Annotated in this window: 19 protein-coding genes; 9 read left to right on the forward strand and 10 right to left on the reverse strand. The window is 72.2% G+C overall.

Annotated elements, in window-relative coordinates; genetic code table 11:
* Window positions 1–109: 109 nt before the first annotated feature.
* From ACX6XY_RS18270 to ACX6XY_RS18285, 4 genes are read right to left on the reverse strand one after another with little or no spacing between them, the layout of a single operon-like run.
* A complete protein-coding gene (locus ACX6XY_RS18270) occupies window positions 110–2,290 on the reverse strand; it encodes a 3-hydroxyacyl-CoA dehydrogenase NAD-binding domain-containing protein (RefSeq protein WP_460331810.1) in 2,181 nt (726 codons plus the stop codon).
* A gap of 45 nt (window positions 2,291–2,335) precedes the next feature.
* Entirely contained in the window at window positions 2,336–3,550 is a 1,215-nt protein-coding gene (locus tag ACX6XY_RS18275) for an acetyl-CoA C-acetyltransferase (RefSeq protein ID WP_460331812.1), read from the reverse strand.
* Between the two features lie 60 nt (window positions 3,551–3,610).
* On the reverse strand, window positions 3,611–4,753 hold the full coding sequence (locus tag ACX6XY_RS18280; protein WP_460331922.1) for an acyl-CoA dehydrogenase family protein: 1,143 nt from the start codon (window positions 4,751–4,753) through the stop codon (window positions 3,611–3,613).
* A gap of 29 nt (window positions 4,754–4,782) precedes the next feature.
* On the reverse strand, window positions 4,783–5,967 hold the full coding sequence (locus ACX6XY_RS18285) for a CaiB/BaiF CoA transferase family protein (protein ID WP_460331814.1): 1,185 nt from the start codon (window positions 5,965–5,967) through the stop codon (window positions 4,783–4,785).
* A gap of 170 nt (window positions 5,968–6,137) precedes the next feature.
* Here ACX6XY_RS18285 and ACX6XY_RS18290 point away from each other — a divergent pair, with 170 nt between their 5' ends.
* The gene (locus ACX6XY_RS18290; protein ID WP_460331816.1) at window positions 6,138–7,319 is read left to right on the forward strand and encodes a saccharopine dehydrogenase family protein; all 1,182 of its coding nucleotides are present in this window, start codon (window positions 6,138–6,140) and stop codon (window positions 7,317–7,319) included.
* Here the strand turns inward: ACX6XY_RS18290 and ACX6XY_RS18295 are convergent.
* The gene (locus tag ACX6XY_RS18295; protein WP_460331818.1) at window positions 7,291–8,046 is read right to left on the reverse strand and encodes an endonuclease V; all 756 of its coding nucleotides are present in this window, start codon (window positions 8,044–8,046) and stop codon (window positions 7,291–7,293) included. The two genes, ACX6XY_RS18290 and ACX6XY_RS18295, sit on opposite strands and share 29 nt — an antisense overlap.
* A 956-nt stretch (window positions 8,047–9,002) precedes the next feature.
* On the opposite strand from ACX6XY_RS18295, the gene ACX6XY_RS18300 reads away from it, so the two are divergent.
* Together ACX6XY_RS18300 and ACX6XY_RS18305 are read left to right on the forward strand one after the other, a co-directional pair.
* Window positions 9,003–9,512: a hypothetical protein gene (locus ACX6XY_RS18300; protein ID WP_460331820.1), complete on the forward strand. Its 510-nt coding sequence runs from the start codon at window positions 9,003–9,005 to the stop codon at window positions 9,510–9,512.
* Window positions 9,513–9,914: 402 nt separating this feature from the next.
* Window positions 9,915–10,214 carry a YciI family protein gene (locus tag ACX6XY_RS18305; protein ID WP_460331822.1) on the forward strand — a complete coding sequence of 100 codons (300 nt, stop codon included), beginning with the start codon at window positions 9,915–9,917 and terminating at the stop codon, window positions 10,212–10,214.
* A gap of 50 nt (window positions 10,215–10,264) precedes the next feature.
* Here the strand turns inward: ACX6XY_RS18305 and ACX6XY_RS18310 are convergent, their stop codons facing one another.
* A complete protein-coding gene (locus ACX6XY_RS18310) occupies window positions 10,265–11,065 on the reverse strand; it encodes a hypothetical protein (protein ID WP_460331824.1) in 801 nt (266 codons plus the stop codon).
* A 135-nt stretch (window positions 11,066–11,200) separates the two neighbouring features.
* Window positions 11,201–12,370, reverse strand: coding sequence for a WD40/YVTN/BNR-like repeat-containing protein (locus ACX6XY_RS18315; RefSeq protein ID WP_460331826.1), 1,170 nt, complete (start codon window positions 12,368–12,370; stop codon window positions 11,201–11,203).
* A gap of 151 nt (window positions 12,371–12,521) precedes the next feature.
* Between ACX6XY_RS18315 and ssgD the strand changes: the two genes are divergently transcribed.
* The 3 genes from ssgD to ACX6XY_RS18330 all read left to right on the forward strand — a co-directional run bounded on the left by ssgD (window position 12,522) and on the right by ACX6XY_RS18330 (window position 16,145).
* Complete coding sequence (gene ssgD, locus ACX6XY_RS18320; protein WP_460331828.1) at window positions 12,522–12,938, forward strand: spore wall synthesis regulator SsgD; 417 nt, start codon at window positions 12,522–12,524, stop codon at window positions 12,936–12,938.
* 361 nt (window positions 12,939–13,299) lie between these two features.
* Window positions 13,300–14,940, forward strand: a complete 1,641-nt coding sequence (locus ACX6XY_RS18325) for an ABC-F family ATP-binding cassette domain-containing protein (RefSeq protein ID WP_460331830.1) — start codon at window positions 13,300–13,302, stop codon at window positions 14,938–14,940.
* A 227-nt stretch (window positions 14,941–15,167) separates the two neighbouring features.
* Complete coding sequence (locus ACX6XY_RS18330) at window positions 15,168–16,145, forward strand: acyl-ACP desaturase (RefSeq protein ID WP_460331831.1); 978 nt, start codon at window positions 15,168–15,170, stop codon at window positions 16,143–16,145.
* A 33-nt stretch (window positions 16,146–16,178) separates the two neighbouring features.
* Here the strand turns inward: ACX6XY_RS18330 and ACX6XY_RS18335 are convergent, their stop codons facing one another.
* The 3 genes from ACX6XY_RS18335 to ligD all read right to left on the reverse strand — a co-directional run bounded on the left by ACX6XY_RS18335 (window position 16,179) and on the right by ligD (window position 18,398).
* On the reverse strand, window positions 16,179–16,430 hold the full coding sequence (locus tag ACX6XY_RS18335; RefSeq protein ID WP_460331833.1) for a WhiB family transcriptional regulator: 252 nt from the start codon (window positions 16,428–16,430) through the stop codon (window positions 16,179–16,181).
* Window positions 16,431–16,557: 127 nt separating this feature from the next.
* Window positions 16,558–17,349 (reverse strand): VOC family protein, encoded by a 792-nt coding sequence (locus ACX6XY_RS18340; protein WP_460331835.1) that lies wholly within the window; start codon window positions 17,347–17,349, stop codon window positions 16,558–16,560.
* A gap of 32 nt (window positions 17,350–17,381) precedes the next feature.
* Complete coding sequence (gene ligD, locus ACX6XY_RS18345) at window positions 17,382–18,398, reverse strand: non-homologous end-joining DNA ligase (RefSeq protein ID WP_460331837.1); 1,017 nt, start codon at window positions 18,396–18,398, stop codon at window positions 17,382–17,384.
* A 74-nt stretch (window positions 18,399–18,472) separates the two neighbouring features.
* Between ligD and ACX6XY_RS18350 the strand changes: the two genes are divergently transcribed.
* The 3 genes from ACX6XY_RS18350 (at window position 18,473) to ACX6XY_RS18360 (ending at window position 22,284) form a co-directional block, all read left to right on the forward strand.
* Window positions 18,473–19,546: an ATP-dependent DNA ligase gene (locus tag ACX6XY_RS18350; protein ID WP_460331839.1), complete on the forward strand. Its 1,074-nt coding sequence runs from the start codon at window positions 18,473–18,475 to the stop codon at window positions 19,544–19,546.
* A 111-nt stretch (window positions 19,547–19,657) separates the two neighbouring features.
* A complete protein-coding gene (locus ACX6XY_RS18355; RefSeq protein ID WP_460331841.1) occupies window positions 19,658–21,424 on the forward strand; it encodes a hydroxysqualene dehydroxylase in 1,767 nt (588 codons plus the stop codon).
* A gap of 71 nt (window positions 21,425–21,495) precedes the next feature.
* Complete coding sequence (locus ACX6XY_RS18360; protein WP_460331843.1) at window positions 21,496–22,284, forward strand: N-formylglutamate amidohydrolase; 789 nt, start codon at window positions 21,496–21,498, stop codon at window positions 22,282–22,284.
* Window positions 22,285–22,292: the final 8 nt, after the last annotated feature.

The raw sequence follows: 22,292 nt of genomic DNA on the forward strand, positions 1-22,292 counted from the left end.
GGGGGGGGGGGCGCCGCCCCCCGGGGGGCGCCCCGCGGCCCGCCCGGGGGGGGGCCCGGGGGGCGCGGCCCCCCCCCCCCACCGCTCGCGGCCCGTGCGGGACCGTGGGTCAGGCGTCCGTGAAGGTCTCGCCCTTCGCCGCCTTGTCGACCAGCAGCGCGGGCGGCGTGAAGCGCTCCCCGTACCGGTCGGCCAGCTCGCGGGCGCGGGCGGTGAAGCCGGGCAGGCCGCCCTCGTACCCGTTGATGTACTGCAGGACGCCGCCCGTCCAGCCGGGGAAGCCGATGCCGAGGATGGAGCCGATGTTGGCGTCGGCGACCGAGGTCAGCACGCCCTCCTCCAGGAGCCGTACGGTGTCCAGCGCCTCCGCGAAGAGCATGCGCTCCTGCATGTCCTTGAACGGGATCTCGGCGCCCTCGCGGGTGAAGTGCTCGCGCAGCCCCGGCCAGAGGGCCCCGCGCTTGCCGGCGCCCCCCTCTTCGTAGTCGTAGAATCCCGCGCCGCCGCTGCGGCCGGTGCGGCCGAACTCGTCGACCATGCGGTCGATGACGCCGTCGGCCGGGTGCGCCGGGAAGCTGCCGCCCTGCGCCTCGACGGCGCGCCGCGTCTCGTCGCGGATCTTGCGCGGGAGGGTGAGGGTGAGCTCGTCCATCAGGGACAGCACCTTGGCCGGGTATCCGGCCTGGGCCGCGGCCTGCTCGACCGACGCGGGCTCGATGCCCTCGCCGACCATGGAGACGCCCTCGTTGATGAAGTGGCCGATGACGCGCGAGGTGAAGAAGCCGCGCGAGTCGTTGACGACGATCGGGGTCTTGTTGATCTGGCGGACCAGGTCGAAGGCGCGGGCCAGCGCCTCGTCGCCGGTCCGCTCGCCCTTGATGATCTCTACCAGCGGCATCTTGTCGACCGGCGAGAAGAAGTGCAGGCCGATGAAGTCCACCGGCCGGGATACGCCCTCGGCGAGCTGGGTGATGGGCAGCGTGGAGGTGTTGGAGCAGAGCAGCGCGTCGGGCTCGACGACGTCCTGGATCTCCTGGAACACCTTGTGCTTGAGCGCCGGGTCCTCGAAGACCGCCTCGATCACCGCGTCACAGCCCGCGAGGTCCTGCGGGTCGGCGGTGGGGGTGATCAGGGCGAGCAGCGCGTCCGCCTTGGCCTGGGTGGTACGGCCGCGGGACACGGCCTTGGCGCAGAGCTGCTCCGAGTAGCCCTTGCCCTTGGCGGCGGCCCCGGCCGACACGTCCTTGAGGACGACCTCCATGCCGCCGCGGGCGCAGGCGTAGGCGATGCCCGCGCCCATCATCCCGGCGCCGAGCACGGCGACCTTCCGGACCGTCCGGGGCTCGATGCCCTTGGGGCGGTTGGCGCCGGAGTTCACGGCCTGGAGGTCGAAGAAGAAGGCCTGGATCATGTTCTTGGCGGTCTGGCCGGTGACCAGCTCGGTGAAGTACCGGGCCTCGATGGTCAGCGCCGTCTCGAAGTCGACCTGGGAGCCCTCGACGGCCGCGGCGAGGATGTTGCGCGGGGCGGGGTAGGGGGCGCCCGCGGTCTGCTTCTTGAGGTTGGCGGGGAAGGCCGGGAGGTTCGCGGCGAACTTGGGGTGCGCCGGGGTGCCGCCGGGGATCTTGTAGCCGGGGACGTCCCAGGGCTGCTGGGACTCGGGGTGGGCGTCGATGAAGGCGCGCGCCTTGGCGAGCATCTCCTCCTCGGTGGCGGCCACTTCGTGGACCAGGCCGTTCTCCAGCGCGCGCTTCGGGTTGTACTGGGTGCCCTGGAGCAGCACCTTGAGCAGCGCGTCGGTGATGCCCATCAGCCGCACGGTACGGGTGACGCCGCCGCCCGCGGGGAGCAGGCCGAGGGTGACCTCGGGCAGGCCGATCTTGGAGCCGGGCGCGTCGAGGGCGACGCGGTGGTGGCTGGCCAGGGCGATCTCGTAACCGCCGCCGAGCGCCGCGCCGTTGATGGCGGCGACGACCGGCTTGCCGAGGGTCTCGATGCGGCGCAGGGAGTTCTTGATGCCGGTTCCGGCCTCGAAGGCCTGCTGGGCGTGCTCCGGGCCGACCTGGATCATTTCCTTGAGGTCGCCGCCCGCGAAGAAGGTCTTCTTGGCGGAGGTGTAGACGATGCCGCGGATGGAGTCCTTCTCGGCCTCGGCGCGGTCGGCGATGGCCGCGATGGAGTCCTTGAAGGCCTGGTTCATGGTGTTCGCGGACTGGTTCGGGTCGTCCAGGACGAGAGTGACGACGCCGGTCTCGTCCTGTTCCCAGCGGATGGTGGTGGACTCGCTCATGCTTGGGTTCTCCGTGAAATCCGTGAGGGGTGGGGACGAGGAAGGTCAGAGCCGCTCGACGACGGTGGCGATGCCCATGCCGCCGCCGACGCAGAGCGTGGCCAGGCCGTAGCGCTTGTCCTGCCGCTCCAGCTCGTCGACCAGGGCGCCGAGGATCATCGCGCCGGTCGCGCCCAGCGGGTGGCCGAGCGCGATGGCGCCGCCGTTGACGTTGACCTTGTCCAGGGACAGGCCCATGTCCTTGGCGAAGCGCAGCACGACGCCCGCGAACGCCTCGTTGATCTCGACCAGGTCGATGTCGTCGATGGTCAGCCCGGCCTTGGCGAGTGCCTTGCGGGTCGCGGGGGCGGGGCCGGTGAGCATGATGGTGGGCTCGGAGCCGGAGACGGCGGCGGACACGATCCGGGCGCGCGGCGTGAGGCCGTACCGCTCGCCGACGGCCTTGGTGCCGATGGCGACCAGGGACGCGCCGTCCACGATGCCGGAGGAGTTGCCCGCGTGGTGGACGTGGTCGATCTTCTCCACCCAGTGGTATTTCTGCAGCGCGACCGCGTCGAAGCCGCCCAGTTCGCCGATGTCGGCGAACGACGGCTTCAGCTTGGCCAGCGAGTCGGCGGTGGTGCCGGGGCGCATGTGCTCGTCGTGGTCGAGGACGACCAGGCCGCTGCGGTCCTTGACCGGGACGACGGACTTGGCGAAGCGGCCTTCCTTCCAGGCCGTCGCGGCGCGCTCCTGGGACAGGGCCGCGTACTCGTCGACGTCACGGCGGGAGAAGCCCTCGATGGTGGCGATCAGGTCGGCGCCGATGCCCTGGGGCACGAAGCCGGTCTCGTAGTTGGTCATCGGGTCGGCGAACCAGGCACCGCCGTCGGAGGCCATCGGGACGCGCGACATCGACTCGACGCCGCCCGCGAGCACCAGGTCCTCCCAGCCGGAACGGACCTTCATCGCGGCCAGGTTGACCGCTTCCAGGCCCGAGGCGCAGAAGCGGTTCTCCTGTACGCCCGCGACGGTGTCGGGCAGTCCGGCGGCGATCGCGGCGATCCGCGCGATGTCGGAGCCCTGGTCGCCGACCGGGCCGACGACGCCGAGCACGATGTCGTCGACGGCGGCCGGGTCCAGGTCGGGGAAGCGGTCCCGGATCTCCTGGATCAGGCCGACGACCAGGTCGATCGGCTTGGTTCCGTGCAGGGATCCGTTGGCCTTGCCGCGGCCGCGCGGGGTGCGGATCGCGTCGTACACATACGCTTCGGTGCTCAAGGTCGGCAGCCTTTCAGGGTGCGGGATGAGGATGCGGGAGGCGTGTGGGGCGGGCGGAGGTCACGGCAGCAGGGAGCGGCCGATGATCTCTTTCATGATCTCGGTGGTGCCGCCGTAGATGGTCTGGATCCGGCCGTCGGTGAAGGCCTTGGCGACGGGGTACTCGGCCATATAGCCGTAGCCGCCGTGCAGTTGCAGACAGCGGTCGGCGACGCGCTTCTGCAGTTCGGTGGCCCACCACTTGGCCATCGACGCGTGCACGGCGTCGAGTCCGCCCCGCGCGTGGTCGGCGATGCAGCGGTCCAGGAAGGCGCGGGTGACGGCGCACTCGGTGGCCATCTCGGCGATCTCGAACCGGATGTGCTGGAGCTTGGCCAGCGGCCGTCCGAACGCCTCGCGCTCCTGGACGTACCGCATGGTGATCTCCAGGAGGTGTTCGGCGGCGGCGATCCCGGCGACCGCGATGCCCATCCGCTCCTGGGCGAGGTGGGTCATGAGGTGGATGAAGGCGCCGTCCAGCTCGCCGAGCAGATTCTCCTTGGGGACGCGTACGTCGGTGAAGAACAGCTCGGCGGTGTCCTGGGCCTTCTGGCCGATCTTGTCGAGGTTGCGGCCGCGCTCGAAGCCCGCCATGCCGCGCTCGACGACGAGCAGCGACAGGCCCTTGGCGCCGCCGTCCGGGGTGGTCTTGGCGACGACGATCACCAGGTCGGCGAGTATGCCGTTGGAGATGAAGGTCTTGGAGCCGTTCAGCAGCCAGTGGTCGCCCCGGTCGTCGGCGGTGGTGCGGATGCCCTGGAGGTCGGAGCCCGCGCCGGGCTCGGTCATGGCGATGGCGGTGATGGTCTCGCCGGAGCAGAAGCCGGGCAGCCAGCGGCGCTTCTGCTCGTCGGTGCCGAGAGTGGTGAGGTACGGGCCGATGATGTCGTTGTGCAGGCCGACGGCGAGTCCGGGCGCGCCCGCGCGGGTGAACTCCTCGGCCAGGACCGCGCTGTAGCGGAAGTCGTCCATCCCGCCGCCGCCGTACTCCTCGGGCACGGCGAGTCCGAGCAGGCCCTGGCGTCCGGCCGCGCGCCAGGCCTCGCGGGAGACGACGCCGTCCTTCTCCCACTGCTCGTAGTGCGGCAGCACCTCCTTGGCGAGGAAGGTGCGCACGGTCTCGCGGAACGCCTCGTGGTCGGCGGTGTAGAGCTCGCGCCGCATGCCCGAGGGGGTCTTGGGGGTCTGTGACGTCATGGGGCGTCCTTCGTGTCCTTCGTGAGGTGCGGTACGTCCCAGTCGCGGGCCACCGCTTCGGTGTCGGCGCCGGGCCGCGCGGGAGGGGTGCGGACGGCGGTGGGGGTGGCCGAGAAGCGCGGGGCCGGGGCGGGCTGGGTGATCCCGCCGTGGTCGGTGAAGGTGGCGCGGGCGGCCAGGTGCGGGTGGGCGGGGGCCTCGCCCAGGGACAGCACGGGCGCCACACAGGCGTCCGAGCCCTCGAAGAGGGCGGTCCACTCGGCGCGGGTCTTCGTCTTGAAGCGCTCGGCGACGGCCGCGCGCAGTTCGTCCCAGCGGGCGACGTCGTGGCGGGCGGACGCCACGTCCCCGATGCCCAGGATGGCGGTGAACGCGTCGTAGAACCGCGGCTCCAGCGCGCCGACGGCCATACAGCCGCCGTCGGACGTCTCATAGCTGCCGTAGAAGGGGCAGCCGCCGTCCAGCAGGTTGGCGCCGCGCCGGTCCTGCCAGCCACCGGCCGCCAGCATGCCGTGGATCATCGCCGTCAGGTGGGCCGTGCCGTCGACGATCGCGGCGTCCACGACCTGCCCCTCGCCCGCCGTACGGGCGTGCTGGAGCGCGGCCAGCACGCCGACGACGAGGTAGAGCGAGCCGCCCGCGTAGTCGCCGACGAGGTTGGCGGGCACGGCCGGGGGCTCGTCCGGTTTGCCGATCATGCCGAGGGCGCCGGTGATCGCGATGTACCCGATGTCGTGCCCGGCCCGCTGGGCGAGCGGCCCTTCCTGGCCCCAGCCGGTCATCCGCCCGTAGACCAGCCTCGGGTTGCGGGCGTGGCACGGCTCGGGGCCCACGCCGAGGCGCTCGGCGACGCCGGGGCGGAAGCCCTCGATCAGGATGTCGGCGCGTTCGACCAGGTCGAGGACGCGGGCGGGGCCGTGCTCCGACTTGAGGTCGACCAGCACCGAGCGCTTGTTGCGGTTGGTGACGTCGTACGCCGGGTCGATGGCGAGGCCGGGGCCGCCGGGCCGGTCCACGCGGACGACGTCGGCGCCGAGATCCGCGAGCAGCATGGCGGCGAACGGGCCGGGACCGATGCCCGCCAGTTCCACCACCCGGATTCCGGCCAGCGGGCCCGTTCCCGACCCTGTTCCCGACCCTGTGTCCGGTCTTGTGCCCGGCCCGCTTCCTGTCCCTGTCATCAAGCCCCCAGAGCTGTGACACAACTGATGTAACAGCGACGATGTTAAGAACACGTTCCACTCCGCACAAGACCTGGCGAGCAAGCGCTTGGAAATCACTCGCTAGTCTCGGGTTCCTACCGTGACCACGGCAGGACTACGGCAGGACTGAGACAGGACAGAGGGATGTCATGAGCAGTCAGGATCGCCCGTACGACATCGTGCTCTTCGGGGCCACCGGGTTCGTCGGCGCGCTCACCGCCGAGTATCTCGCCGAGCACGCGCCCGACGGGCTGCGCTGGGCGATCGCCGGGCGGAGCGAGCGGAAGCTGCGGCGGGTACGGGAGCGGCTGGCCGGGATCGACAAGGCCTGCGCGGACCTTCCCGTGCTGCGCGCGGACGCCGACGACCCGGCCGCGCTGAGGGAGCTGGCCGGGCGGACGCGGGTGCTGGCCACCACGGTCGGCCCGTACATCACCTACGGGCGGGAACTGGTCGCGGCCTGCGCCGCCAGCGGCACGGACTACCTGGACCTGACCGGCGAGCCCGAGTTCGTCGACCTGATGTACGTGCGGCACGACACGCGTGCGCGGGAGACCGGGGCCCGGCTGGTGCACGCGTGCGGGTTCGACTCGGTTCCCTACGATCTGGGCGCGTACTTCACCGTGCGGCAGCTGCCCGAGGGGGTGCCGCTGCGGGTGGACGGGTTCGTCCGGGCCCGTGGGGCGTTCTCGGGCGGAACGTTCGCCTCCGCGCTCACCGCGTTCTCGCGCGGCCGGGAGACCCTGGCCGCGCGGCGGGAGCGACGGCGGCACGAGCCGCGCCCGGCGGGGCGCAAGGCCTACGCCCCGGTGGGCGCGCCGCGGTACGCGAAGGAGGTCGACGCCTGGGCGCTGCCGCTGCCGACCCTCGACGCGCAGGTCGTCCAGCGCTCGGCCCGCGCCCTGGAGCGGTACGGGCCCGACTTCCGCTACCGGGAGTACGCGGCGGTCAAGTCGCTGCCGGTCGCCGTGGGCGGCGCGGCGGCCGTGGGCGCGCTGTTCGCAGCGGCCCAACTGCCGCCCGCCAGACGGTGGCTGGGCGACCGGGTCAAGCCGGGAGACGGGCCCGACGAGCGTCGGCGGGCGAAGTCCTGGTTCTCGGTGCGGTTCGTCGGGGACGGCGGCGGGCGGCGGGTGTACACCGAGGTCAGCGGCGGTGACCCCGGCTACGGCGAGACGGCGAAGATCCTCGCCGAGTCGGCCCTCAGCCTGGCCTTCGACGACCTGCCCGACACGGCGGGCCAGGTCACCCCCGCGGTGGCGATGGGCGACGCGCTCATCGCACGGCTGCGGGCGGCGGGGATCACGTTCCGGGTGGCGGCGGCGCGCTGATTCCGGGTGGCGGCGCGCTGAGAGCGTCGGCCGCGTCGCGCAGGGCGCGGCGGCACAGGGCGTCCGCGCGGCGGGTGGTCTCCGGAAGGCGGTAGCGGGGCGTGAGCCCGAGGGTGTGGGCCACGGCCCGGTCCAGGGTCACCCGGTGGCCGACCGACACGAAGACCGGCTTCACGCCGTGCTGGGTGCGCACCGCGCGGCCCACCTCCTCGACGCCGTCGAGCAGCGGGGACGTGGAGCCGCGCGGGGCGTCCGGCTCCTCGTACCCGAAGGTGAACGGGTTCTTCGCGACGCCGATCGTCGGCCGTCCGGTGAGTACGCCGAGGTGCGCGGCCAGGCCGAAGCGGCGCGGGTGCGCACGGCCGTAGCCGTCGCAGACGACGAGTCCCGGATCCGCCCCCAGGGACGCGAGGGCGTCCAGCACCGTGGGAATCTCCCGGAAGGCGAGCAGGCCGGGGACGTACGGGAAGGCGACCCGCCCGGTGGCGGTGGCCTCCTCGACGACCTCGAGGGTCGCCGCGTCCAGGACGACGGCGGCCGCGGCGACCAGGTCGCGTTCGTCGTCGTAGGCGACGTCGACTCCGGTGACATGTCCGGTACTCGGCGGCGGGCCCGGCTCGTCCAGGCTGACGCGGGCGCGCAGCGCGTCCTGGATCGCTCGGGCCTCGGCTTCGGAGGCGGGCGGTTCGGGCGTGGGCGGTTCGGCGGGCGTGTGTGCGAGGGGCATGATGGGTCGAGGGTACGTGGCCCGTGGTTCGGGCGTGCTTTCGCGTGGCCGCCCAACGCCGGTACGTCCGGGTCAAGTTCGTCACGGGGGACGTCCGGCAGGCCGATGAAGGTCTCCAGGACGCTCACCGTGTCGCTCGGGACGAGGTCGCCGCCCGGACTCATGTCCGCGTACAACACTCCGCCGGGGAAGTCCGCCGACCGCTCAGCGACCCACTGGCCGCCGGGTGACCGCGGTCTTGCAAGGGCTACGGCGTGCTCGCCGCCGGTTTCCGGACACGGTGCGCGGGTGCTTGGCCGGTCGGGGCGTATAAGTGTGCCGGACAGCCGGTCCGGGTGGCCGCCACGGCCGTGACGGCCGTCCTGGTGGGGCATATACAGCGCACCCGACCGCAGTTGGGGCATACAGGAACGAGGAAAGGCATGCCTCCAATGTGCCGCACACGGATGAGAAATTCCTGGGAGCGGCATGTAACGGATTTGCGACGGACCCCTGCGTCGCAGCGTCGCGACGGTTGGTCATGGCTGGTCGCCCTGCCCCTCGTATGGGTGAACGGGGACGGTTCCCGAGGTCATGCGGGCGTCGGGAACGCATGATCGGTGGTGGCATCCGGGTTCGCGGTGACTGGGGAGGGGGCTGGTCTGTGGCGCGTAAGCGTAAGGAGAAGCGGGAACTGCGGTTGCTGGCTGCTCCGTTCACCGTGGCCGCCCCGAAAGGGGCGCGTATCCGTGACCGGTTGCGCGTCACTGCCGCGTCCGTATCGGAAAGGTCAAGGTCAAGGAGAACCGGCGGGCTGAGCGGAAGAAGACGCTCGCCGCTGTGTCCTCGTCCCGCTGGGCCGGGGCCCTGACCAGAGCGAGCGAGGACCAGTACCAGCTCTCTGTGCGCTGCCTCTACGACGAGCGCGCCAGTCTGCGCCGGGCCATCCGCACCATCAAGCGCCGTCTGGCCGCCCCGTGCCGGGGGCGTCAGGGAAGGGTACGCGGCTACGCCGACCAGGACGAACGCTTCCAGAAGCAGCGCCGTTCACCGAGGAGCAGTGGCGTCGGCGGTGGGACGCCAGGCGGCTGTTCCTGACCGCCGACGGAGAGTCCGGAGCCCCGTACGGCAACTACACCATCACCGTCGACCCGGACAGCGGCGCGGTGTCGATCGTGCTGCCCGAACCGCTGCGGCACCTGGCCAACGCCCCACGCGGCCGGTACACGCTCGCCTGCACCGTGCAGTTCCACCACCGCCGGGAGGCGTGGCTGGACCGCGCCAGCGCCAACCGGGCCGTGCGCTACGACATCACCTTCGATCCGGACCGGGGCCGCTGGTACCTGGACGCCTCCTGGGCGTCCGAGACCGCTGTCCTCCCAGGCCCACAGGAGATTCAGGCGCTCGGTGAGCGCCTGCTCGGCATCGACCTCACGGACCGGCCGCCACCCGAGACGGCCGGTTGCGCCAGGCCGTCACCGACCTGATCCACATCGCGAAAGAGCACCACTGTGCGGGGATCGCGGTGGAGAACCTGGGCTTCGACGACGCCCTCGCAACCGGCCGCGAGACGATAGTGGCGATCGGACGACGCGCCCTCGGACATACGATTCGGCGTCGGCCAGGTGTGACCGCACTCGCCCAGAGGATCGGGCAGCGGAGAGCTACCGGCCAGACCGTGTCCATCCCGAGGGCGCGTGGGACCGTGAGCCCGCCCAGGACCACAGGCACGCCAAACGGAGGCGGCAAGACCTGCTGGAGCCGAGGTGACCAGCTCACGCTGTTCCCCGACCTCGAAGACCGTTCGCGAGGTCACCGGACCACCCGTCCGGATTTATGCGACTCGGCCAACACCGGCCGACTCACGCAGGAACGGTAGCCTCACCTCCATGTTCGTACTTGAGCTGACCTACACCGCCGAGCTGGCCGACGTCGAGAAGCACATGGAGGCGCACATCGCCTGGCTCGACGAGCAGTACACGGCGGGAGTGTTCCTCGCTTCGGGCCGTAAGGACCCGCGGGACGGCGGGGTGATCCTCGCGGCGGGCGAGGACCGCGCGTGGATCGAGGAGATCGCCGCCGCGGACCCGTTCACGGTCGCCGGGGTGTGCGCGTACCGGATCACGGAGTTCATCGCGACGAAGACCGCGCCGGAGCTCACCGCGTACCGTCAGCGGCCTCGGCCCTAGCTCTCTCCTGGGCTCTCTCCTGGGCTCTCTCCTGGCCTCAGGCCTGGGGTTCAGGTCCTGAGCTGGGCGAACTGGTGGATCGCCGCCTGCGCGTAGGCGATGCGGCGGTCCAGCCGGTCGTCGTGCCAGCGGTAGCCCGCGCTCATATGCCGGAACTCCAGGGCGGCCCGCGGGAACGGCCGCCCGTCACGCGCGCGCCAGGCGATGTGCTTGGGGCAGCTCCACACCTGGAGCCCGACGCCCTCGCTGAGCGTGACCAGCGCGATCAGCACCGAGACCACGAAGAACAGGCCCCACAGCGGCAGCAGCAGCGCGAACCCGAGCCAGTCCGCCCAGCCGCCCTTGTAGCCGACGAGCGGGGCCCGGCCGTCGGCGAACTCGATCCGCCAGCGGAAGCGCCGCAGCCGGCTCGGGCGGCCTCGGTGGATGCGGGCCAGTTCCCCGCCGCCCTCGTCCAGGACGGTGAACCAGCCGGGTTCGCCCTTGGGGAGCGGCTCGGGCCGCACCGAGCAGAGGGTCCGCTGGTCGGGGTCGCGCAGCACGAACAGCGGGTGCATCTCGCCGGTACGGGCGACGGTCCGCATCCGGGCCTCCACCTCCGCCACCGTCACCGACGCCGACGGGGCGGCCGGGCGGGTGGCGGCGGCTCCCGTGCCGGGGCGCTCGGCGCGGGCGGGCGGCGCGGCGGGGGCCACCACATTGCCCGGCTCCACCAGTTCGATGTGCGCCGCCGCCCGCTCCGCGCGGTGCTCGCCGTCGGGCAGCACCATCAGGCGGCTGCCGTCGGGCCAGCGTCCGGCGTGCGCTCCGCCGCTGCCGTCCAGCTCGATCGAGAATCCTGTCGCCGCCATCTTCCCCTGGCCCCCTGCTTCCTGACTCGTCACTCGTCGCTGCCGTGACCCGTGCGGCGTGCGCGGGCGATTATGCCAACGCGGCGGCGTGTCCGGGAGTGCGCGGCGGGTGAACTCCGCGCACCCGCACGGCGGTCAGCTCCCCAGGCGGGCGATGCGGCCCTGCTCGCCCGCCGCCCAGCAGGTCCGGTCGCGGGTGCAGTCGACGGTGTCGTACGAGCCGGTGTCGACCGTCCGCCAGGTGCGGCCGCCGTCGGTGGTCAGGTCGGTGCCGGTGGGTCCGACGGCCAGCGCGGCCGTCCTGCTGTGCGGCAGCCAGGTGACGCCCGAGCGGTAGGCGGGCGGCGGCGCGGAGGACGGCCGCCAGGTGCGGCCGCCGTCGGCGCTGCGGGCCGCGGCCCGGGGGGACGCCTGGCCGGTGCGGTAGTCGCCGCCGACCGCGATGCCGCGCTGGCGGCCCTGGAAGGCCACCGCGAACACACCGCGCGCGGGTTCCCCGGCTGGGATCGGGGTGTCCGTCGCCGTCCAGGTCCGGCCGCGGTCGGCGGAGTGCAGCACGCGCGCGTGTGAGCCGCCGCCGGTGGTCAGCCAGACGTCCTTGGGGCCCGAGCTGACCAGGCACTGGCCGCTCGCCGCGAACCCTGCCTCGCCCGCCAGGGCCGGGGGCATGCCGTCGTCGGGCAGCACCGACCAGGAGCGGCCGCCGTCGGATGTGGACAGAATGCGGAACCTGCCGTCCACCGGGTCGCTCGCGGCCAGCCCGTGGCGGCGGTCGAAGAAGGTGACGCAGTTGCAGAACGCCCGCGGCTCGGTGTTGCGGAAGGTCTCGGTCCAGGTCGCGCCGCCGTCTTCGGTGCGCAGGATCCGGGACGCCTCGCCCGGACCGATCGCCAGCACCACGGCGCGACGGCGGTCGAAGGCCTCGACGTCGCGGAACGCGAGCGCCTCGTCCGCGGCGCCCGCGGGCGATACGTCCCGCCAGTGGCGGCCGCCGTCGGTGGTGCGCAGCACGGTGCCGCCCGAGCCCGCCGCCCAGGCGGTGCGGCGGCTGACGGCGGCGAGGCCGCGGAACCGGGCGTCGGTGCCGGTGCGGGTGAGCTCCCAGCCGCGCCATCCGGCGCGCGCCTCGGCGGCCTGCGCGGCGCCGGACTCCACCCGTACGGCCTGGGCGGCCGTGGTCGGCGCGGACGCCGCCCGCGCGGGCGCGGTCAGCGCCGAGGCGGTCAGTGTGGCCGCGAGTGCCGCCCCGCACGCCCCGGCGGCCGTCCTGCGTCGCGTACGTCTCGTGTTTCCCAGTCCCCTCATGGGCGGCGAAGCTAGCCGACGGGTCCGGCGGCGTCCAGGGTGCCTGGATCCGCTCTGGTGACACAGGTCACCTCTTCCGGCGTGCACGGAATGCCTCCTTCCGCCGTCTAACCAGATAGCCGTACGAACCAGCTGTCGTAAGGGAGCAGGCGTGACCACCGTCATCGAGCAAGCCGTCGAGGCCCGCCTTGTCGCCGCCGCACCGAGGATGCCGACCATTCCCGCGACCCTGCGCTACGACTCCCGTGACGCGTTCGCCGTGCGGATGACGTTCCCCGCCCCGGCGACCCTGGAGGGGGTCGAGGTGTCCTGGGTGTTCGGCCGCGAGCTGCTCGCCCTCGGCATGGAGGATCCCGCGGGCCGCGGTGACGTCCGGGTGCGGCCGTACGGCTTCGACCGGACGGTGCTGGAGTTCCACGCACCCGAGGGCACCGCCGTGGTCCATGTGCTCACGGCGGATCTGCGCTGCTTCCTGGACAGCACCGAGGTGCTGGTGCCGCTGGGGCACGAGCACCTCCTCCTGGACCTGGACGCGGACCTCGCGGAACTCATGCGCGACGCCTGCTGAGAACCGCTGGAGCCCGCTGAGGCCCGCTGAGTTCTTCCGCCGTCTGGCCGGAAAAAGCCGTTGCCCTGGTGAAGGCCGTCGCCTTAAGGTGACGGAGTACCTGTTGCCGCCGATAGGAGTAGGACGTTGCTCGTCTGAGGTCTTGAGACACCGCGCATCGCAGTGAAGTGACCCTGCGTCGAACCTGCGTTCCTTGCGCGTCGTGTGTGACCTCAGCTGTCGAGCCGTCCGAGGCGGAACGGGCCTTTTTCTGTTTCCGTATCGCTCCTCCTTTACTCTCGCCGCTGCCGTCCCGCGCCGCGCCACGGTGTCTCGCACCGCGTTGCCCCCTGATCATCACCAGTGCGCGCCGGAGGCCCTTATGTCTACCCACTCCCCTTTCATCACCTGCACCTCGCTCGACTTCTCCTGGCCGGACGGCACCGAGGTCTTCGACGGCCTGCAAGTCGCCTTCGGGCCGGGCAGAACCGGGCTGATCGGCGTCAACGGCTCAGGGAAGTCCACCCTGTTGAAGCTGATCGCCGGTGAACTGGACCCGTCCGACGGGAAGGTGCGCCTCGCGGGCGAGGTCGGCTATCTGCCGCAGAACGTCACGCTCGACACGGAGCTGCGGGTCGACGAGGCGCTCGGCATCGCCGCGAGCCGGGCCGCGCTGCACGCCATCGAGGCGGGCGACGCCAGCGAGGAGAACTTCAGCGCCGTCGGCGACGACTGGGATGTCGAGGAACGCGCCCTGGCCGCCCTCGACCAGCTGGGGCTCGGCCACATCGGACTCGACCGCACCGTCGGCGAGGTGTCGGGCGGCGAGTCCGTGCTGCTCAGGCTGGCCGCGCTGCTGCTGCGCCGCCCCGACGTCCTGCTGCTCGACGAGCCGACCAACAACCTGGACCTGCACGCCAGGCAGCGGCTGTACCGCGCGGTCGACGCCTGGTCCGGCGTGCTGGTCGTGATCAGCCATGACCGGGAACTCCTGGACCTGGTCGACCAGATCGCCGATCTGCGCGAGGGCGGCATCACCTGGTACGGGGGCAACTTCTCCGCGTACGAGGAGGCGCTGGCCGTCGAGCAGGAGGCCGCGGAGCGCATGGTCCGGGTCGCCGAGGCCGATCTCAAACGCCAGAAGCGCGAACTGACGGACGCACACGTGAAGTTGGCCCGGCGGGCGCGCTACGCGCAGAAGATGTACGACACCAAGCGCGAGCCGCGCGCGGTGATGAGGATGCGGGGGCGCACCGCCCAGGTGTCGGCGGGCAAGCACCGCATCCTGCACGAGGAGAAGCTCACCGAGGCCAGGGAGCGGCTCGACGACGCGGTCGACGCCGTGCGGGACGACGACGAGATCCGCGTCGACCTGCCGTACACGGCGGTGCCGCCGGGCCGCTCCGTGCTCACCCTGCACGGCCTGCGCCCCGCCCACGGGGACCGGGTGTGGCGGGACGTCGAGCTGCGCGGCCCGGAGCGGATCGCGCTGGTAGGCCGCAACGGCGCGGGCAAGACCACGCTGCTGCGCACGATCGCCGGGGAACTCCGGCCGGAGGAAGGAGAGGCTCAGACGCATGTGCCGCTGCGCTTTCTGCCTCAACGGCTCGACGTCCTGGACGGGGAGCTGACCGTCGCCGAGAACGTGGCGCGGCACGCGCCCGACGCCACGAACAACCGCGTCCGGGCGCGGCTGGCCCGCTTCCTGTTCAAGGGGGCACGGGCCGACCAGCCCGCCGCGACCCTGTCGGGCGGCGAGCGGTTCCGGGCCGCGCTGGCGGCGCTGCTGCTCGCGGAGCCCGCGCCGCAGCTGCTGATGCTGGACGAGCCGACCAACAACCTGGACATGGCCAGCGTCAAGCAGCTGACCTCGGCCCTGGAGTCGTACGAGGGGGCGCTGATCGTGGCCAGCCACGACCTGCCGTTCCTGGAGTCGATCGGCGTCACCCGCTGGCTGCTGCTCGACGGTGAACTCCGGGACACCACGGCGGAGGGGGTGCGCGAGGCGCTGACGACCGGCTGACTCCGAGGAGAGCGGCGGGTGCGGGGGGGGGCAGGGCTGCGGTGTGACCTGCCTCTCGGCCCGGCCGCGCGATCTGCACACGTAGCGCTACCAAGAGGCGGGGCAAAGCGGGAGGAAACGGTCTTCCGGCCCCCCTCGCGGGGGATCTCCTTTACAGGGCGCTTAACCTACGGTTTCGTAACCTACGAATCCGTAGGTAGCACTCTCCCGTCCCCGCAGGAGCACTCGTGACGATCGCCTCCCCCCACCTCGGCAGCCCGGACACCTGGACCGACGCCCGGCTGCTGTACGCGCTGGAGGAGGTGGTGGAGCAGGAGCTCAACCGCCACCTCAAGGTGGCCAAGGACTGGATGCCGCACGAGTACGTGCCGTGGTCGGACGCCCGGAACTTTCCGGGCTTCTTCGAGGACGGCGAGGCCTGGGCCCCGGAGCAGTCCAAGGTCACCGACATCGGCAAGACGGCCCTGGTGGTCAATCTGCTGACCGAGGACAACCTCCCCAGCTACCACCACGAGATCGCCACGCTGTTCGGCCGCGACGGCGCCTGGGGCACCTGGGTGCACCGCTGGACGGCCGAGGAGGGGCGGCACGGCATCGTGATGCGGGACTATCTGCTCGCCTCGCGCGCGGTCGACCCGGACCAGCTGGAGCGGTTCCGGATGGCGCACATGAGCGAGGGCTTCGAGTCCGACAACCGGCACTCGATGCTGCACTCGGTGGCGTATGTCGCCTTCCAGGAGCTGGCGACCCGGATCTCGCACCGGAACACGGGACACCAGTCGGGCGACCCGGTCTGCGACCGGATGCTGGCGCGTATAGCCACTGACGAGAACCTGCATATGGTCTTCTACCGCAACCTGCTCCGCGCGGCCTTCGAGATCGCCCCCGACCTGACCATGCGGGCGGTGCGGGACGTCGTGGTCGAGTTCCGGATGCCGGGGCACGGCATGCCCGGATTCGAGCGGGCCGCCGCGCAGATGGCGATCGGCGAGATCTACAACCTGCGCATCCACCACGACGACGTGCTGCAGCCGGTGCTGCGCTTCCTGAAGGTCCTGGAGATCACCGGGCTCGGCCCTGAGGGCCTCCAGGCGCAGGAGGAGCTCGGCCTGTACATGGGCGGTCTGGACGCGGAGGCGGCGAAGTTCGACGAGAAGCTCGCGGCCCGCAAGGCCCGCCTCGCGGCCCGCGCCGCCGCGCGCTGACCTGCCCGCGACCGGGCACCGGGCGGCTCAGTCTCAGTCCCGGTGCCGGTCGCGGCGCAGCCGCTGGCGTTCCTTCTCCGAGAGGCCGCCCCAGACGCCGAAGCGCTCGTCGTGGACGAGGGCGTACTCCAGACAGGCGGCGCGCCCTTCGCAGGCCATGCAGAGGCGCTTGGCCTCGCTGACCGAGCCGCCGGGCTCGGGGAAGAAGAACTCGGGCCCGGTCTGGGCGCAGAGCGCCTCCGCCTGCCAGGCCGGGACACGGACGACGTCAGTATCGCTGATCATGCCGGTCATGCTGCCGACCGGCGCGAAACAAGCGATCAACGAACGCTGAACGCCCACCTCGCCCCCGGCGCGGCGCGCCGGGGCAGGGCCTCTGCCGGCGCACCGGGGGCGAGCGGCGTACAGGGGCTCAGGCGTCCTGTGCCACGGGCTTGAGCACCGCGACCCGCAGGCCCTGCGGGTCGGCCAGCTTGGCGACGCGGCCCACGTCCGGGTAGTCCGTCGGCGGCATCCGTACCGTGCCGCCGAGCCGCTCGGCCGTGGCGACGGTCGCGTCGCAGTCCGCCACGGCGAAGTAGGGCAGCCAGTAGGAGTCACCCGCCGCTTCGACCGGGTCGGAATCTTTGGCGAGCACCCCGCCGAACATGTCGTCCTCGGTGGTCTCCGCTGGGTGCAGCGTGGTGTAGGAGCCGCCGGGGAAGGTGACCTCGAAGGTCCGCAGGCCCAGTACGGCGCCGTAGAAGGCGGTGGCCGCGGCGACGTCCGCGGTGTACAGCTCGACCCAGTGCAGGGCGCCGGGCACGTTCACCGCGTCCAGGCCCTTCACAGTGCCGGGCTGCCAGATCCCGAAGCCCGCGCCCGCGGGGTCCGCGCAGACCGTCATCCGTCCGAGGTCGGCGACGTCCATCGGCGGGGCGATGACCGTGCCGCCCGCCTGCCGCACGGCCTCGGCCGTGGCGTCGGCGTCCGGGCTCTGGAAGTACACGCCCCAGCCGGGCGCCCCCATGTCGCCGGTCAGCGGCATGCCGCCGGCGGCCGCCTGGCCGTCCAGGGCGTAGGTGCCGTAGCCGCCGAATTCGGGGCTGCCCGGTTGGAAGCGCCAGCCGAAGAGTTCGCCGTAGAAGGTGTTCGCTCCCTCGATGTCGGGGGTCCCGACATCGATCCAGTTGACGGAGCCGGTGACAAAACGGGTGGTGAGCATGGTCGCTCCTTCGTGGGATCCCGTCGCGGTCGTCATGTCTCGTGCTTCGCGCGGCTCGGCTGGACGCGCTTGGGCTCGCCCGGCATCTTCGGGTACTCGGGCGGGTACGGCAGATCGCCGAGCCCGCGGTCGCGCTCGTCCCGCTCGGACAGTTCGAGCAGCGCCTGAAGTCCGTACGCGTGCCGGTCCAGGTCGGCGTGTACGTCGCCGAGCGCGGCGTACCGGGCGGGCATGGTCGCCAGGTCGAAGTCCTCGGGCTCGACGGAGTCGATCTCGTCCCAGCGCAGCGGCGCGGAGACCGGGGCGCGGGGGTGTGCGCGCACGGAGTAGGCGGAGGCCATGGTGCGGTCGCGCGCGGTCTGGTTGTAGTCGACCAGGATGCGCGCGCCGCGCTCCTCCTTCCACCAGGCGGTGGTCACCGCGTCCGGCATCCGGCGCTCCAGTTCACGGCCGCAGGCGATCGCGGCCCGGCGCACCGCGACGAAGGTCCAGCGCGGCTCGATCGGCACGAAGACGTGCAGGCCGCGGCCGCCGGAGGTCTTGGGCCAGCCCCGCAGACCGCCGAACTCGTCGAGGACCGCGCGGAGTTCGCGGGCGGCGCGGACGGCGTCGGCGAAGTCGGTGCCGGGCTGCGGGTCCAGGTCGATCCGGAGCTCGTCGGGGTGGTCGGGGGCGGTGCGCCGTACCGGCCAGGGGTGGAAGGTCAGCGTGCCGAACTGCGCGGCCCAGACGACGGCGGCGACCTCGGTGGGGCAGATCTCGTCGGCGGTGCGGCCGCTGGGGAAGGAGATCGTGCCGGTGGGGATCCAGTCGGGGAGGTTCTTGGGGGCGCGTTTCTGGTAGAAGGACTCGCCCGCGACGCCGTCCGGGTAGCGCTCCAGGGTGGTGGGACGGTCGCGCAGGGCGCGCAGGATGCCGTCGCCGACGGCCAGGTAGTACTGCGCCAGGTCCAGCTTGGTGAACCCGCGCTCCGGGAAGAAGACCTTGTCCGGGCTCGACAGCCGGACGGTACGGCCCCCGGCCTCGAGCTCCACGGCTGCGCCACCCATGCGAGCCACGTTAGGTCCGCACCCGAGAGGGCGCATATCGGGCGACCCCTGGCTTTCCGGCACAGAATCGGCTCATGGATCTCCCGGTGATGCCGCCCGTCAAGCCGATGCTCGCCAAGTCCGTGGCGAAGATCCCGCCCGGTATGCACTACGAGGCCAAGTGGGACGGCTTCCGGGCGATCGTGTTCCGGGACGGCGCCGAGGTCGAGCTGGGCAGCCGCACCGGCAAGCCGCTGACCCGGTACTTTCCCGAGCTGGTCGAGGCACTGCGGGCGCGGCTGCCTCCGCGGTGCGTCCTGGACGGGGAGCTGGTGATCGCCCGCGGCGGGCGGCTGGACTTCGACGCGCTCACCGAGCGCGTCCACCCCGCCGCGTCGCGGGTGAAGCTGCTCTCCGAGCGGACCCCGGCCTCGTTCGTGGCCTTCGACCTGCTCGCGCTCAGCGACCAGGCCCTGCTCGACGTCCCGCTCACCGACCGCAGGGCTCTGCTGGTCAAGGCCCTGTCCCGGACGTCGGCCCCGGTGCATGTGGCCCCCGCGACGACCGATCCCGAGCTCGCCCTGGAGTGGTTCACGGCCTTCGAGGGCGCGGGCCTGGACGGGGTCATGGCCAAACCGCTCGATCTGCGCTACCGGCCGGGTGAGCGCCTGATGTTCAAGATCAAGCACGAGCGGACGGCGGATGTGGTGGTCGCGGGCTACCGCTTCCACAAGAGCGGCCCCGTCGTGGGCTCGCTGCTGCTAGGCCTGTACGACGCCGAGGGGATGCTCCAGCATGTCGGGGTCTGCGCGGCGTTCGCGATGAGGCGCCGGGCGGAGCTGGTCGAGGAGCTGGAGCCGCTGCGGATGGAGTCGGCCGACGGGCATCCGTGGGCGGCCTGGGGCGAGGAGTCGGCCCACGAGTCGGCGCGGCTGCCGGGGGCCCCGAGCAGATGGTCGGGGAAGAAGGATCCGTCCTGGGTGCCGCTGCGGCCGGCGCTGGTCGCGGAGGTGGCGTACGACCACCTGGAGAACGGGGCGCGGTTTCGGCACACCGCCCAGTTCCGCCGCTGGCGGCCCGACCGGGATCCGGCCAGCTGTACGTACGCGCAGCTGGACGAGCCGGTCGGCTATGACCTCGGCGAGGTCCTGAGCGGTGGGGACGCGTAGGAAAGGAGTCGACGGCGGTTTCGCGCCATTGGTGCGGGTGTCCTTCCGGGTGACCGGTGGGGCCCCTATGCTCCTGCGCCGACATACAGTTACCGTCGGTAAGGGGTGGGCATGGGGCGTACGGGCAGTACACGACGCGCATTCGTGGCGGGCACGGCCGCGGCGGGCGGGGCGGCCGCGCTCGGCCTGCCGCACACCGCGGCGGCGTCCCGCGCCGAGGAGCGGCACTCCGTGGCCGTGCTGGGCGGCGGCGTGGCCGGGCTGACCGCCGCACACGAACTGGCCGAACGCGGCTTCGCCGTGACCGTCTACGAGCGCCGCGCGCTCGGCGGCAAGGCCCGCTCGATGGACGTGCCGGACAGCGCCAAGGGTGCTCGCCGACCGCTGCCCGCCGAGCACGGCTTCCGGTTCATTCCGGGGATCTACCACAACCTCCCCGACACGATGCGCCGTACGCCGTTCCCCGGCAACGCCAACGGCGTGTGGGACAACCTCGTCGCGCCCAGGGAGATGATGATGGCGCGCACCGGGTACGAGGATCTGCGCATCCCCCTCCCGTGGCCGGGCCACCGGCCCGCCGAGCTGAGCCTCGACGAGATCCGGCGCGCCCTGCGCGGTCTGCTGGACGCCGCGAAGGGGCTGCCCGCGCACGAGGCGGCGTACTTCGTGAACCGCGCGGTGGTCTTCCTCACCAGCTGCGACGAGCGACGCGACCGGCAGTGGGAGGCCACTCCCTGGTGGGACTTCGTGCGGGCCGGGCGGATGTCCGAGACGTACCAGCGGCTGCTGGCCGTCGGGGTGACCCGGAACATCGTCGCGACCAAGGCCGAGGAGGCCAGCACTCGTACGGTCGGCACGCTCGGCGAGGCCTTCGTGTTCAACGCGCTGGGCCGGGGCGCGGACGGACCGCCGGACCGGATTCTGAACGCGCCCACGAACGAGGCCTGGATCGACCCCTGGGCGGCCCATCTGAGGTCCCTGGGCGTGGAGTTCAAGATCGGCTGGAGCGTGCGCGAACTGCGGTTCGGCGCGGGGCGGATCACCTCGGTCGCGGTCGACGACCCCGACGGCGTACGCCGGTCCGTCACCGCCGACCACTACGTCCAGGCCATGCCCGTGGAGCACGCCCGGCCCACCTGGGGTGCCGAACTCAGAGCGGCGGACCCGCAGTTGGCGCGCTGCGACAAGCTGGAGACGGACTGGATGACGGGCATCCAGTTCTATCTCACCGAGCGCACGCCGATCCTGCACGGGCATCTCAACTGCGTCGACTCGCCCTGGTCGCTGACCGCGATCGCGCAGGCGACGCACTGGCCGGACCGCGACTTTCCCGCCGACTACGGCGACGGCACGGTGCGGGACTGTCTGTCGGTGGACATCTCCGAGTGGGACAAGCCCGGCATGCTGTACGGCAAGACGGCCAAGCAGTGCACCCGCGACGAGGTCGCCCGCGAGGTGTGGGCGCAGCTCAAGGCCGCGCTGAACGACACCGGCCGGAACGTGCTCCGGGACGGCCTGCTGCACTCGTGGTTCCTCGACCCCGGCGTGGACGGCATCGGCACCCCGGACCCGACCAACGAGGACGAGCTGCTGATCCACCCGGTCGGCACCTTCCACCATCGCCCGACGGCCCGGACCGCGATCCCCAACCTGTTCCTGTCCGGGGACTATGTGGCCGTGGACATCGACCTGGCGACGATGGAGGGCGCCAACGCGTCGGCCCGCGAGGCGGTCAACGCCCTGCTGGACGAGGTGGGTTCGCGCGCGCCCCGGTGCGAGGTCATCCCGTTGTTCCGGCCGCCGGAGCTGGAGTCCCTCAAGCGTCACGACCGTACGCGCTACCGTCTCGGCCTGCGCAACCTGTTCGACCTGGGGTGACGCGATCCAGAGTGAGGCGATGCGGGGTGAGGCGATGCGGTGCGGGGTGAGCGGGTCCGTAGGGTGCCCTCATGACCCGTACGCCCTTCCAGCTGCTGCCCGGCGCGCCGGACTCCCCCGTACTGCTGCATGTGCCGCATGCCGCGCGGGCCGTCCCCGAGGCGGTCCGGCGCGGTATCGCGCTGGATGACGCGGCGTTGGAGGACGAGCTGGACCAGCTCACCGACGCGCATACCGACACCCTCGCGGAGCGGGCCGCGGCGGCGGCGTCCGTCACCCCGTGGCGGTTCGTGAACCGGCTGTCCCGGCTGGTCGTCGACCCGGAGCGGTTTCCCGACGAGCGGGAGGAGATGCGGGCGGTCGGGATGGGCGCGGTGTACACGCACACCTCGCGGGGTACCCGGCTGCGCCCGCCGGACGCCGACCCCGAGCCGCTGATCGAGGCCTATTTCGAGCCGTACGCGCGGGCGGTCGCCGACGCGGTCGACGCCCGTCTGGCGGCCACCGGGCGGGCCGTGCTCGTCGACGTGCACTCGTATCCCAGCCGGGCGCTGCCCTACGAGCTGCACGGAGCCGGGGCGCGGCCGCCGGTGTGCCTGGGCACGGACGCCTTCCACACGTCCGACGAGCTGCTCGGGCACGCGGAGCGGGCGTTCGCGGCATGCGGGGGCACGGCGGTGAACAGCCCGTTCGCGGGGACGTATGTCCCGCTGCGGCACTACGGGCGTGACCCGCGGGTGGGTGCGCTGATGATCGAGATTCGGCGCGACCGGTATATGGCCGAGCCCGGTGGACGCGCGGGGCCGGGCCTCGGGCCGCTGGCGGCGGCCCTGGCCCGGCTCGTCGACGCGCTGTCCTGAGCCGGGGG

Source organism: Streptomyces sp. O3 (assembly GCF_054788135.1).